14 protein-coding genes are annotated in these 12,235 nt (G+C 57.2%); 13 read left to right on the top strand and 1 reads right to left on the bottom strand.

Translation table 11 applies throughout. The features are described from left to right. The first annotated feature begins 32 nt into the window (after window positions 1-32). The 10 genes from GOX45_RS03260 (at window position 33) to GOX45_RS03215 (ending at window position 8,202) form a co-directional block, all read left to right on the top strand. Window positions 33-599, top strand: a complete 567-nt coding sequence (locus GOX45_RS03260; RefSeq protein ID WP_171097917.1) for a helix-turn-helix domain-containing protein — start codon at window positions 33-35, stop codon at window positions 597-599. 109 nt (window positions 600-708) lie between these two features. Beyond that, on the top strand, window positions 709-1,896 hold the full coding sequence (locus GOX45_RS03255; RefSeq protein WP_171097915.1) for a glycine C-acetyltransferase: 1,188 nt from the start codon (window positions 709-711) through the stop codon (window positions 1,894-1,896). Further along, entirely contained in the window at window positions 1,893-2,843 is a 951-nt protein-coding gene (locus tag GOX45_RS03250) for a cysteine synthase family protein (protein ID WP_171097913.1), read from the top strand. Before GOX45_RS03255 ends, GOX45_RS03250 begins: the two co-directional genes overlap by 4 nt. Window positions 2,844-2,862: 19 nt before the next feature. Next, window positions 2,863-3,891, top strand: a complete 1,029-nt coding sequence (gene tdh, locus GOX45_RS03245; RefSeq protein WP_171098152.1) for an L-threonine 3-dehydrogenase — start codon at window positions 2,863-2,865, stop codon at window positions 3,889-3,891. 72 nt (window positions 3,892-3,963) lie between these two features. Then, the gene (locus GOX45_RS03240; protein ID WP_171097911.1) at window positions 3,964-4,791 is read left to right on the top strand and encodes an alpha/beta hydrolase; all 828 of its coding nucleotides are present in this window, start codon (window positions 3,964-3,966) and stop codon (window positions 4,789-4,791) included. Window positions 4,792-4,961: 170 nt separating this feature from the next. Next, the gene (locus GOX45_RS03235) at window positions 4,962-5,516 is read left to right on the top strand and encodes a putative glycolipid-binding domain-containing protein (RefSeq protein WP_171097909.1); all 555 of its coding nucleotides are present in this window, start codon (window positions 4,962-4,964) and stop codon (window positions 5,514-5,516) included. 265 nt (window positions 5,517-5,781) lie between these two features. Then, window positions 5,782-6,054 carry a PepSY domain-containing protein gene (locus GOX45_RS03230; protein WP_171097907.1) on the top strand — a complete coding sequence of 91 codons (273 nt, stop codon included), beginning with the start codon at window positions 5,782-5,784 and terminating at the stop codon, window positions 6,052-6,054. Window positions 6,055-6,077: 23 nt separating this feature from the next. Continuing rightward, complete coding sequence (locus tag GOX45_RS03225; RefSeq protein WP_171097906.1) at window positions 6,078-6,572, top strand: LuxR C-terminal-related transcriptional regulator; 495 nt, start codon at window positions 6,078-6,080, stop codon at window positions 6,570-6,572. Between the two features lie 154 nt (window positions 6,573-6,726). Next, a complete protein-coding gene (locus GOX45_RS03220) occupies window positions 6,727-7,416 on the top strand; it encodes an outer membrane protein (RefSeq protein ID WP_171097903.1) in 690 nt (229 codons plus the stop codon). Between the two features lie 54 nt (window positions 7,417-7,470). After that, on the top strand, window positions 7,471-8,202 hold the full coding sequence (locus GOX45_RS03215; protein WP_171097901.1) for a glycosyltransferase family 25 protein: 732 nt from the start codon (window positions 7,471-7,473) through the stop codon (window positions 8,200-8,202). A 77-nt stretch (window positions 8,203-8,279) separates the two neighbouring features. Here GOX45_RS03215 and GOX45_RS03210 read toward each other — a convergent pair whose 3' ends face one another. Then, complete coding sequence (locus tag GOX45_RS03210) at window positions 8,280-8,930, bottom strand: peroxiredoxin (protein ID WP_171097899.1); 651 nt, start codon at window positions 8,928-8,930, stop codon at window positions 8,280-8,282. A gap of 222 nt (window positions 8,931-9,152) precedes the next feature. Here GOX45_RS03210 and GOX45_RS03205 point away from each other — a divergent pair, with 222 nt between their 5' ends. From GOX45_RS03205 to GOX45_RS03195, 3 genes are all read left to right on the top strand, one after another. Continuing rightward, window positions 9,153-10,592, top strand: a complete 1,440-nt coding sequence (locus GOX45_RS03205; RefSeq protein WP_171097898.1) for an aldehyde dehydrogenase family protein — start codon at window positions 9,153-9,155, stop codon at window positions 10,590-10,592. Between the two features lie 181 nt (window positions 10,593-10,773). Then, window positions 10,774-11,727 (top strand): homocysteine S-methyltransferase family protein, encoded by a 954-nt coding sequence (locus GOX45_RS03200; protein WP_171097895.1) that lies wholly within the window; start codon window positions 10,774-10,776, stop codon window positions 11,725-11,727. A 9-nt stretch (window positions 11,728-11,736) separates the two neighbouring features. Further along, the gene (locus GOX45_RS03195; protein ID WP_171097893.1) at window positions 11,737-12,222 is read left to right on the top strand and encodes a GNAT family N-acetyltransferase; all 486 of its coding nucleotides are present in this window, start codon (window positions 11,737-11,739) and stop codon (window positions 12,220-12,222) included. Window positions 12,223-12,235: the final 13 nt, after the last annotated feature.

Below are 12,235 nucleotides of genomic sequence, written 5' to 3'. Positions count from 1 at the left end.
CATTACGTTACGCAACACGCATGGATTCCGTCATGACGGAAGACACAGACGATATCCTGAACCTTTTGCCCGCCCGACTAAAAGAGGCGCGCCGCGCCAAAGGGCTGTCCCTTGAGGCGGTTGCAAATCTCAGCGGCGTCTCACGCTCGATGGTCAGCCAGATCGAGCGCGGTGAAAGCAGCCCGACGATATCGACATTGTGGAACCTGACACGCGCCTTGCAAGTGGACTTTGCCGGGCTGCTGGATGGCACCAAAGCCGAAGACCAGATCGAAGTGCTCAGAAAAGCCGAAGTGCCCAGCATCGACAATATGGGGCAGAACTGTCGGATCCGCATTCTCTCACCCCCCGAAGAAGCGGGGGGGCACGAGGTCTATGACATCCGTTTCGACACAGGTGGCGCGTTGCACAGCCAACCGCATATGCGAGGCGCGCAGGAACAGCTTACTGTGTTGGAAGGTGACGTGAGCGTCACTTCAGGCAACGCAACCTCAGAACTGACGCAAGGCGACACTGCCCGTTATAATGCGGATGTTGCCCACTCCATCGCATCACTTGGTGGCCCGGCGCGGGTCTTTCTGATCGTCAAGAACGCCTGACGCGGCAGATTTCCGCCTTCACGGAAACTTTTCCGCAATTACGAACATCCCCTATTTGGGAAATTCCTCCGTTATGTTAGATACGCGACTCAGATAAACGGAGATCGCCATGGCAGATGCATTCCTGTCCCACATTGCGGACACCCTTGTGCAAATCGAATCCGAGGGGCTGTATAAACACGAACGCATGATCACCTCGCCCCAGGGCGGAGAGATCACGGTGGGCAACCGTCGCGTAATCAACCTCTGCGCCAACAACTATCTGGGCCTGGCCGATCACCCCGCGCTGATCGAGGCGGCCAAAAGCGCGATGGAGCCCAAAGGGTTCGGCATGGCCTCGGTCCGCTTCATCTGCGGCACGCAGGATATTCACCGTGAGCTGGAACAGAAGCTGGCGCAGTTTCTCAACAAGGACGACGCGATCCTCTTTGCTGCCTGTTTCGATGCGAATGGAGGTCTGTTCGAGCCTTTGTTAGGCCCGGAAGATGCGATCATTTCGGACAGTCTGAACCATGCGTCGATCATCGACGGCGTGCGCCTGTGCAAGGCCAAACGGTATCGTTACATGAACAATGACATGAACGACCTCGAAGCCTGGCTCAAACAAGCGCGCTCTGACGGTGCGCGGCATATCATGATTGCCACGGACGGCGTGTTTTCGATGGATGGCTATTTGGCCAATCTACCCAAGATCCGCGAACTGGCCGACACATATGACGCGGTTGTCATGGTCGATGATTGCCACGCCACTGGTTTCATGGGGCCTCGCGGCGCAGGAACACCGGATCACTTTGGTGTGGATGTCGATATTTTGACGGGAACCTTGGGCAAAGCCCTTGGGGGGGCAATCGGCGGCTATATCGCCGGGCCGCAGCCAGTGATCGACCTGCTGCGGCAGCGGGCGCGGCCCTATCTATTTTCGAACTCGCTGCCGCCCTCGATCGTTGCTGCCGGGCTGGAGGCGATCCAACTGGTTGAACACGGTGAGCAGTTGCGCGCGCAGCTGTTCAGCAATGCGAAATATTGGCGCGCTGGGCTTGAGGCCCTGGGCTTTGACCTTTTGCCCGGTGAACACCCCATCATCCCAGTGATGCTGGGCGAAGCAACGCTGGCGCAAGAGATGGCCTCGCGCCTGTTTGACGAGGGCGTTTATGTGTCGGGCTTTTTCTTCCCGGTTGTTCCACGCGGGCAGGCCCGGATCCGTACTCAGATGAACGCCGCTTTGACTCAAGATGAACTGGACCGCGCCCTGGCGGCCTTTGGCAAGGTTGGCAAAGCGCTTGGTGTGATCTCGTGATCCTGCCCTCTGTCATCGACGCAATTGGAAACACGCCGCTTGTCGAGTTGACTCGGTTGAGCCAGCAGCTTGTCCTGGACGGCCGCATTCTGGCCAAGCTCGACTATTTGCTGCCAGGATTTTCCAAGAAGGACCGTGCCGCCAAAGCGATCATCGAAATGGCGCGCGCGGACGGCACATTGGCCCCGGGGCAAACCGTGGTCGAATTGACCTCGGGCAATATGGGAACCGGTCTGGCGATTGTCTGCGGCATTCTGGGCCATCCCTTCATCGCGGTGATGAGCGCGGGAAACTCGGTCGAACGCGCCCGCATGATGCGCGCCTTGGGGGCCGAGGTTGTGATCGTACCGCAGGCCGATGGCAGCAAACCCGGCGAAGTTTCTGGCGCTGATCTGGCCCTGGTGGACGAGGCGGCACAACGGATCACACAAGAACGGAACGCTTTTCGCGCAGATCAGTTTGGCCATGTCGGAAACCCCTTGGCCCACGCAACAGGCACAGGGCCCGAGATTTGGGACCAATCAGGCGGCGCTGTCACCGCCTTCTGCGACTTCGCCGGTTCGGGCGGCACACTGGCCGGAGCAGCGGAATACCTGACCCCACGCGGTGTGAACTGCTATGCGGTTGAGCCGGAAGGGGCCCGCGCATTGGCCGGGGAACCCATCAACGCACCGGATCATCCCATTCAAGGCGGCGGTTACGCGATGAGCGAACTGGCGCATCTGAATGAAACGGTTTTGGCCGGTCACCTCTCTGTTTCTGGCGACGCAGCCCGGGACTGCGCCCGGCTGCTGGCCCGGACCGAAGGCATTTTCGCAGGCTATTCCGCCGGGGCCAACCTTGCCGCCGCAATTCAACTGCTGCGCGGGCCAGAAAGAGGCGGCTGCGTTGCCATCATCATGTGTGACAGCGGATTGAAATACCTGTCCACCGATCTGTGGGAGTGACTCCGTGAAACCCAACACTATGAAAGCGCTCGAAAAGTCCAAGCCCGAAGAAGGTCTGTGGATGGTACAGGCTCCAGTGCCCGAAATCGGACCGGATGAGGTTCTGATCCGCGTCAACACAACCGGGATCTGCGGCACCGATATCCACATCTGGAACTGGGATGAATGGGCCGCCGCAACCGTTCCTGTGCCGATGATCACCGGACATGAGTTCGCCGGTGAGATTGTCGAGATCGGGCGCAACGTCACCGGATTGAACATTGGCCAGCGCTGCTCGGGCGAAGGGCATCTGATCACTCCGGACAGCCGCCAAAGCCGCGCGGGCAAGTTCCATCTTGACCCGGGCACGCGCGGCATCGGTGTGAACGAACAAGGCGCCTTTGCGCAATATCTAAAGCTGCCAGCCTTCAACGTTGTCCCACTGCCGGATGACATTCCTGATGAGATCGGAGCGATCCTTGATCCGCTGGGCAACGCTGTGCACACCGCGCTGAGTTTCGACCTGCTGGGCGAGGACGTACTGATCACAGGCGCCGGTCCCATCGGGATCATGGCCGCGGCCGTGGCCCGCCATGCCGGTGCACGGCATGTGGTTATCACGGATATCAACGCCGACCGCCTGACCCTGGCCGAACACGTGGTACCAACGGTGCGCACCGTGAACGTGGTGAAAGAAGCACTGCCCGACGTTATCACGGAACTCGGCATGACGCAGGGCTTTGATGTCGGGCTTGAGATGTCAGGCTCACAAGCGGCGCTCGACCAGATGGTCGATGCCCTTGTCATGGGCGGTAAGATCGCCTTGCTGGGGATCCCACCCGGCACGTCGCCGGTGGATTGGTCGCAGATCGTGTTCAAGGCCATCACCATCAAAGGCGTCTATGGCCGCGAGATGTTTGAGACCTGGTACAAGATGATCGCCATGTTGCAGAACGGTCTGGATGTCAGCCGGGTCATTACCCATCGCTTTGCCTTGGATGATTTCGCTCAAGGGTTCGCAGCGATGAAGTCCGGCCAATCGGGCAAGGTGGTTCTGGACTGGCGCTAAGCGGTTGGCAAACCCCTGAAGTGCCCTCTAAACATAAGGCACAGGGCAACCCAGCGGAGCCAAAATCACCCCATGCTGTATCGCGGATTTTCGCAAGACGAACTTGAACAGGCCTATTCCCCAAGCTCGATGGTTGGGGGCGACATCTCCCCCTATCTAGCCAGCTATGCCGCCCTCAGCGCGCAGGCCCGGACCAACAATACAGTGCGCGAAAATCTGCGCTATGGCGACGCGCCCACGCAGGTTCTTGACGTCTTTCCAGCGCGCGATGCGAATGCGCCGTTACATGTGTTCATACATGGCGGCTATTGGCGCGCGCTCAGCCAGCGCGACTCGGCGGTGATGGCCCCGGCAGTCGTTGATGCCGGGCAGAGTTTTGCGACACTGAACTATACGCTGGCCCCCGATGCCCGTTTGCCTCAGATGATCTCTGAATGTCGCGATGCGATGCTCTGGCTCGCCCAAGAGGCTCAGGCGCTGGGCATAGACCCGCGTAGGATCACCCTGTCGGGCCACAGCGCAGGCGCGCATCTGGCCGCCATGGTGATGGCCACATCCGCCGACGCACTCGCCAAAGCAGGGCTGCGCGTGCGTGAGGTCATTCTGATCAGCGGCATTTTTGATCTGGAACCGATCAGCCTTGTCTCGGTCAACGAGCCCCTGCAACTGACCCCCGTCGACATTCACGACCTGTCTCCGATCTTGCACCTCCCCACCCCCGGCCCGCACTATCACGTGACAGTGGCCGAACACGACACACCCGAATTCATCCGCCAAAGCCGCGACTATGCCGAGGCCCTGCGCAAGGCCGGCCATTCGGTCAGTTTCGAGTTGCAACGCGGCATGCAGCATTTCGACATCATCATGCACCCAAAGACGTTTTTGTCGGGCACGCGGTAGGCGGTGGTTTTAGGGTTGGGCGATTTTGCCACTAACTCACGAGCCAAAGATACAACAAATCGCGTATTCGCGTGGCGCCGTGAGATGGCCCAAACTGCCGCTGTTGTCGCCCATAATAGAGCGTGCCAACATTATTTGGATTCGAAGGCACGGTTACAAAGGTTCGGCATATGCGCACTGCTTGCATACTTTGGCAAAGATTGGATGTTCGAGGTCATGATGCCTGTCGTCTTGAAAAATTGGATGATGGATGGGCGTTGAGAGGGGCGACAGTTTTCTTAGAGAAGCAAACCGCGACCAGCATCAATTATGAAGTGCGTCATGATGCGGATTGGAAAACGCAAGCGGTTTACGTTTCAGGCTGGGCCGGTGAGACCAACCTGAGCATTGAAATTATACGCAAGGCCAGCGGCATATGGATTCTCAATGGAAGCGTCGCCGAAAGTGTTCGCGGTTCCTTAGATATTGATCTGGGATTTACACCCGCAACGAACACCACAGCAATTAGGCGCCTAAACCTTGAAATGGGCCAAAAAGCGCAAGGAGTAGCAGCGTGGCTTGATACTGCTGATTGGCAGCTCAAGCCTCTTGAGCAGTATTACCTGAGGCGGTCTGAGCTTTCGTATGAATACGGCTCGCCAGCTCATCAGTTTCGTTCGGACCTCACAACTAACAGTAGTAGTCTGGTGACGGATTATCCGGGCTTCTGGACTTGCGATAAATGATAGCTTTGTCCGCAGGACGGGCTTTCTTCAAAAACGCCGCGGAACATAGCCACCGCCACATGAAACCCAAAGCCGATAAATCTTAAAATAACAATATGTTATACTGAACATCAAGAGTCTTCCAATCTCCTACTCGGGCAGCGGTTGGAATGAAAACCGACATAAACCTTAGTCCAATCCGGCTCATTTCAACCAAAATCCAATCGCAACCACCCTGCCCCGCCCCCAGCTCAATCGCATCGAAACGCAAAAACGGAGATGCGATATGGAAAACCTGAAAATGCTGACACTTGCCGGATTGATTGCAGCCGTCCCCGCCCTGGCTTTGGCCAATGTCGGGCTCGGCGACAAGCTGGGTACGGATGAGGCCGAAATCCGTGCGGCGCTGGAAGCGCAAGGCTATGTCATCGAAGAGATCGAGCTCGAAGATGGCGAGATCGAGGTTGAACTCAGCAAAGATGGTGTGGAAACTGAACTGGTTCTGTCCGAAACAGAAGGTGTCGTGACCGCCATCGAGTTGGAGCAGGACGACGACTGAACGCATGTTGAAAAAGGGGCCCTATGAAGATCTCGCAAACGTCTTTGCTTTGGCTCCTTCTGGTGGTGCAGGCGGTCTGCGCCACCTTCTTCCTGACCGATGCCGCGATGGACTGGACCGGAGGCGAAAGCCCTGGCTTTCGCCATTTGCACGGGTTCGAACTGTTTCTATCCTTGGCTCTGATCGCAGGGTTGATGGCCACCGTCACATTGATCCGGGAACAGGCCAAACGCGTCCGCGACCTGCAGCGCCAATTGGGTGTGGCACAGGGTGCCTTCGCGCAGATCATCGAAACGCAATTTACCGAGTGGAAGCTCAGTAACGCCGAGCGAGACGTGGCGATGCTGTCGCTCAAAGGTCTCTCGATTGCCGAGATCGCCCAGCTGCGGCAAACCAAAGAGGGCACAATCAAAGCCCAAAGCGCCGCGGTTTATCGCAAAGCCGGTGTCACTGGCCGTTTGCAGCTCCTCAGTTTTTTCGTTGAAGAGTTGCTGCCGGACACCGTTTCAAGCCAGTGACATCCTTAACCTAAGCCTGGTCAAGATCAGTCACGGATTCGTGCCCTCACACCGGCCCAACAACCTGTGACGCAACGAGAATCCCACGCGTCTTTCCTTTGGCTTCGCCATCCCCCATCTGAGGGGAAAGCCCAATGGAATAAAGGACGTGAACATGATCTCTCGAATTCTTCTGACCGCAGGTGTCCTTTCGCTCAGCGCCTCTGCCCTTGCAGCGCAAAGCTTGAATGATGGGCTCTATGTTCAGGGCTTTTTGGGCTATAGCCAGCTGCAGGACAGCATCTTCAAAGGCTCAGTCAACGGCGTAAGCCAATCTGTCGACACCGATTTTGACTCGGGCTTTGGCCTCGGCGCTGCCATCGGCAAAGAAATACCGCAATGGTCAAACGAAACGGTTGGCACCCGGATCGAATTGGAACTGTCCTACCGTGACAATGATGTCGACGGCGTCAACTTTTCCGGCAACGGTCCGGCCGGTGAAAGCAATGTATCAGGCGACATCACGCAAACCTCGCTTTTTGCCAACGTCCTGTTTGACTTCAAGCGCGAAGGCGACTGGACCCCTTATGCAGGATTTGGCTTGGGCGCGACCTATTCCGATATCGACATCAACTATGGCCCAGGCGTTTCACTGGATGACAGCGACACCAATTTCGCAGCCCAGGTGATCGCAGGTGTCGCCTACGACATCTCGGCCACAACCGCGTTCACCGTGGATGCCCGCTATGCCCGCGCTTTCGATGTTTCATCCCAACGTCTCGCCCCGAACGGCGCATCCACCGGCTCGGTCGAGGATGATCTGGACACGTTCAGCATCAATTTCGGCCTGCGCTACAACTTCTGAACCCGACAACAAGGCGACTTCCCTCCTCTGCCCCCGTGTTTTATGCACGGGGGCATGCGCTCATTCGTCATCCATATGTCTTCCAGCACCGCACGTCGCGCCAATGCTGATCGCCTGTGCGCGCAACTGCCGAACGCGGAGCTGTTTGAGGCTGTGAATGGACGGGACCCACAACAGATTGCAGACGTGGATGTATTTCCCGGAACACTCCACCGCCCGCACTACCCGTTTCCGCTGAGACCTGCGGAAATCGGTGTATTCGAAAGCCATCGTGCCATTTGGCGCAAGATGGTCGAAGATCACATCGATCTGGCCATCATCACGGAAGATGACCTGGGGTTAGACCCTGATCGTTTGTCTGCCGCGCTTGGCCTGCTGGCCCCCATTGCGACGCCTGAACATTATATTCGAATTCCGGTGAAACAACGCGAAGTACCTGCCGAAATCCTGGCTGAGAAAGATGACTTGCGTCTGATCCTGCCCAAGGTGATCGGTCTGCAATGCGTGTGCCAAATGGTTGGCCGCCGCGCCGCCGAACGCCTGCTGGCCGCTACAGATCAGATCGACCGCCCGGTCGACACGTTCCTGCAAATGCACTGGATCACTGGTCAGCCCATTCACGCGTTGCAAGGCAGCGGCAACAGGGAAGTCGCGCAAGAGATCGGCGGCTCGACGATTCAAACCAAACCGCCGATGTCAGACAAGCTGACTCGCGAGGTCAAACGCGCGCTGTACAGGGCAAAGCTCCACCTGCATCCGCAGCGCCCACCTGCTTCATCAGACTAAAAATATCCTCAGGGGGAATTGCGCCTGCAGGGCGCGATGGGGGGCTGACAGCCCCCCCTTTTGACCCGAGGCGACCTTTACGACGGCGCCTTGGTCTTGCGCAGATACGGGAAGATCGTCTCGAACTCGCCAAACTTGGCTTTGGCATCTTCGTTCGACACCGCAGGCGGGATGATCACATCCTCGCCCGGAACCCAATTGGCCGGGGTCGCGACGCCTTTGGACGACATCTGCAACCCATCCAACGCACGCAGGATTTCAGCAAAGTTCCGACCTACAGTCATCGGATAGGTCATCGACAGTTTCAGCTGTTTGTCTGGCCCGATGATAAAGACCGACCGAACCGTCGCACTGTCGGCAGGGGTGCGGCCGTCTGGCAAATAGGCCTCGGCGGGTAGCATGTCAAAAGCCTTGGACACAGCCAAGCCATCATCGGCAATGATCGGAAAGCCCGGATTGGCATTGCCATAGGCTTCGATGTCTTTCTTCCACTTCTTGTGGTCCTCGACACCGTCAACCGACACGCCAATCACCTTGGTGTTGCGCGCGGCCCATTCATCGTTCAACTGCGCTACCGCCGAAAACTCGGTGGTGCAGACAGGGGTGAAATCCTTTGGGTGCGAAAACAAAATGGCCCAGCTATCACCAATCCAGTCGTGGAACTGAATGGTCCCCTGGTCCGTTTCGGCTGTGAAATTCGGGACGGTGTCGTTGATACGCAAACCCATGGTGTTCTCCTTTCTTGAGACGCAAGGCGAGTCGGATGCCACAAACTTAATCACTTTGACCACAGGTTAAACCATTGATCCCCACCCCACGGTCAAATTTCAGGCATCAGTGAAAGTGAAACACCTCTCCGATTTCATCTTGCCTGCCCCGGAGTCTCCTGACAGAGTAGCCCGCAAAACCGACCGTATGGTCGGCTAAATCTCGGATCAGGAGGACTGACCATGATCGAAAAGCGTGACTTCTATATCAATGGTGCCTGGGTGGCCCCGTCGGTGTCTCAAGATTTCGAAGTGATCAACCCGTCTACTGAAGAGCCCTGCGCCGTGATCTCTCTGGGTGGTCAAGCGGACACAGATGCCGCGGTCGCCGCAGCCAAAGCCGCTTTGCCGGGCTGGATGGCCACACCGGTCGAAGACCGGATCGCGCTGGTGGAAAAGCTGGTCGATATCTACGCAACCCGATCCGAGGATCTGGCCCAAGCCATGTCCCTGGAAATGGGCGCGCCCATCGACATGGCCCGCAACCAGCAGTCGGGCGCGGGCATCTATCACCTGAAAAACTTCATTCGCGCGGCCAAAGCCTTCCCCTTCGAACGCCCGTTGGGCGATCATGCGCCCAATGACCGGATCATCTACGAAGCGGTGGGCGTGGCCGCTCTGATCACGCCTTGGAACTGGCCGATGAACCAGATCACGCTCAAGGTTGGAGCTGCGGCCATTGCGGGCTGTACTATGGTGCTGAAACCTTCTGAACAAAGCCCGCTCAACGCGATGATCTTTGCCGAAATGATGGATGAGGCCGGTTTCCCCGCGGGCGTCTTCAACCTTGTGAATGGTGATGGCGCGGGTGTCGGCTCACAGCTTTCGGCACACCCGGATGTGGACATGATCAGCTTTACCGGCTCGACCCGGGCAGGCACCGCGATCTCCAAAAATGCCGCAGATACACTGAAAAAAGTGCATCTGGAACTGGGGGGCAAAGGCGCAAATGTGGTTTTTGCCGATGCCGATGAAAAGGCGGTGAAACGCGGTGTGCTACATATGATGAACAACACCGGCCAAAGCTGTAACGCACCCAGCCGCATGCTGGTCCAGCGCCCAATCTATGATCAGGCCGTCGAGACCGCCGCGCAGGTGGCCAATAAGGTCTCGGTCGGTCCGGCCTCGGACGAAGGTCGCCATATCGGCCCGGTGGTAAATGAGCTGCAATGGACCAAAATTCAGAACCTGATCCAGAAAGGTATCGACGAGGGCGCGCGGCTTGTGGCCGGAGGCACCGGTCGCCCTGACGGTCTGAACAAAGGCTATTACGTGCGCCCGACCGTCTTTGCCGACGCCACCAACCAAATGACCATCGCCCGCGAAGAAATCTTTGGCCCGGTCCTGACCATGATCCCGTTTGACACCGAAGAAGAGGCCATCGAGATCGCCAATGACACGCCCTACGGGCTGACAAACTATGTGCAGACCCAAGACGGAGACCGCGCCAACCGCATGGCCCGCGCCCTACGGTCCGGCATGGTAGAAATGAACGGCCAATCCCGCAGCGCAGGTGCCCCGTTCGGAGGCATGAAACAATCCGGCAACGGCCGCGAAGGCGGGGTCTGGGGTCTGGAAGACTTCCTTGAGGTCAAAGCCGTCGGAGGCTGGGCCGCGGAATAGCCTGGATCGAGCGTACCGGAGCGAATTTTCGAAGCTGGCGCGATCCGAGCTGTCGCAATGTTGCTTGGAGCCCATCATGACGGATGCTGCGCAGCGGATGAATGTCCGATCAAGGAAATGACGATCCGAGACAATCGTAAGAAATTTGGCTAATCTACCTCCAACCAAAAGGGGGACGGACATGGCGCAACAACAAGCTCTTCCGCAACAAAGCGGACAAGACATGGCCTGTGGCTGGGGTTTCGAGACTTGGCTCCAATACAAGGACGGCTTCGAACTTCGTCACTTTTGCGCATTTGAACTGTTGAATGACAAGCGGGGCCTCGCTTGCCTGACCGACTACCACCGGAGGCTGGTTGAGGCGGCTGTCGAAAATGGGTTCGGCGTCATAAACGACGGCCTTCATTATCGAGCCAGCCGTGACTGGGGGGAACTGATCGGCTTTTCAAAAGGAGCCCTCGCAGAAATCAATATTCGTGGGATCGAGTTCTACAAGGATTTCGCTCGCGAGTATCAGAGCGACACAACGCCTATGCTGATTGGCGGTAGCATTGGGCCACGTGGAGACGCCTATGACACCGGTCGGGTAGAAAATGCCGCTGAAGCCGAAGACTATCATTCAGAGCAGATCATTACACTCAGGGACGCCGGGGCCGACTTTGTTACCGCCGCGACATTCTCAAGTGTTGAAGAAGCTATCGGATTTGCGCGCGCTGCGAAAGCTGCCGACATCCCTAGCGTCGTTTCAATGATCGCGAAGGGTGGACGACTTAACGACGGCACGGCGCTGGCCGATGCGGTGACAAACATTGATGCCGCCACGAGCAACGCGCCGCTCTACTACATGGTTAACTGCGCCCACCCGACCGAGTTCGAGCCTGGATTGACCCACGGTGAATGGACTAATCGACTGGGAGGCTTCCTGCCGAATGCCGTTGCAATGGAATTGCTCTCTCTTTGCAGCCTTGGTCACCTTGAGGATGGCGATCCGGAAGAATTGGGAGGGCAAATGGCGGCGCTTTCCAAACGGTTCCCACATGTGCACGTTTGGGGTGGGTGTTGCGGCACTGACGGTCGCCACATCGGGCAAATCGCCAGGCAAGTCAGCGAGGCTCGGAAATCAGTTGCAGCATAAGAGACTTGTATGATCACCTTTCGAAACGCACAGCTTGCCGATGCGGATCGCTGCTTCGAGATCGAGACCGCCGCATATGAAGGAGACGAAGCTGCGACCCATGCGAAGATCTCCAAACGTATCGAGAATTATCCAGAGGGTTTTCTGATCCTTGAATTAGACAATAAGACATGTGGTTTCATCAATTGTGGATGCGCGCATAACGTCGAAATGTCAGACGAGGAATTCAAGGAACTCATCGGCCATGATCCCGATGCACCGAATGTTGTCATCATGTCCGTGGTCGTCGACCCTGCCGCGCAAGGAAGGGGTCACTCTCGGGCGCTGATGGATGAGTTCATCGGCCGAATGCGCGAGATGGACAAAAAAATGATTTACTTGATGTGCAAAGAGCATCACGTACCGCTCTATGAGAAGCTTGGTTATCTGTATTTGAGACTGTCTGCCTCAACCCACGGAGGATTGACTTGGCATGAGATGAGCATGCGACTTTGAGTTTTGAACTAGA

This window comes from Ruegeria sp. HKCCD7255, assembly GCF_013031565.1.
Lineage (GTDB): Bacteria > Pseudomonadota > Alphaproteobacteria > Rhodobacterales > Rhodobacteraceae > Ruegeria.
The sequence above is the reverse complement of the archived record's forward strand: the minus strand, read 5'-3'. Positions and strand labels throughout refer to the sequence as shown.

Excerpts from the sequence above, each read along its gene's own strand:
- GOX45_RS03260 (WP_171097917.1), top strand. The coding sequence starts at position 33 with ATGACGGAAGACACAGACGATATCCTGAACCTTTTGCCCGCCCGACTA.
- GOX45_RS03210 (WP_171097899.1), bottom strand. The coding sequence starts at position 8,930 with ATGGGTTTGCGTATCAACGACACCGTCCCGAATTTCACAGCCGAAACG.
- GOX45_RS03240 (WP_171097911.1), top strand. The coding sequence starts at position 3,964 with ATGCTGTATCGCGGATTTTCGCAAGACGAACTTGAACAGGCCTATTCC.
- GOX45_RS03205 (WP_171097898.1), top strand. The coding sequence starts at position 9,153 with ATGATCGAAAAGCGTGACTTCTATATCAATGGTGCCTGGGTGGCCCCG.
- GOX45_RS03200 (WP_171097895.1), top strand. The coding sequence starts at position 10,774 with ATGGCGCAACAACAAGCTCTTCCGCAACAAAGCGGACAAGACATGGCC.
- GOX45_RS03255 (WP_171097915.1), top strand. The coding sequence starts at position 709 with ATGGCAGATGCATTCCTGTCCCACATTGCGGACACCCTTGTGCAAATC.
- GOX45_RS03220 (WP_171097903.1), top strand. The coding sequence starts at position 6,727 with ATGATCTCTCGAATTCTTCTGACCGCAGGTGTCCTTTCGCTCAGCGCC.
- GOX45_RS03225 (WP_171097906.1), top strand. The coding sequence starts at position 6,078 with ATGAAGATCTCGCAAACGTCTTTGCTTTGGCTCCTTCTGGTGGTGCAG.
- GOX45_RS03230 (WP_171097907.1), top strand. The coding sequence starts at position 5,782 with ATGGAAAACCTGAAAATGCTGACACTTGCCGGATTGATTGCAGCCGTC.
- GOX45_RS03235 (WP_171097909.1), top strand. The coding sequence starts at position 4,962 with ATGCGCACTGCTTGCATACTTTGGCAAAGATTGGATGTTCGAGGTCAT.
- GOX45_RS03215 (WP_171097901.1), top strand. The coding sequence starts at position 7,471 with ATGCGCTCATTCGTCATCCATATGTCTTCCAGCACCGCACGTCGCGCC.
- tdh (WP_171098152.1), top strand. The coding sequence starts at position 2,863 with ATGAAAGCGCTCGAAAAGTCCAAGCCCGAAGAAGGTCTGTGGATGGTA.
- GOX45_RS03195 (WP_171097893.1), top strand. The coding sequence starts at position 11,737 with ATGATCACCTTTCGAAACGCACAGCTTGCCGATGCGGATCGCTGCTTC.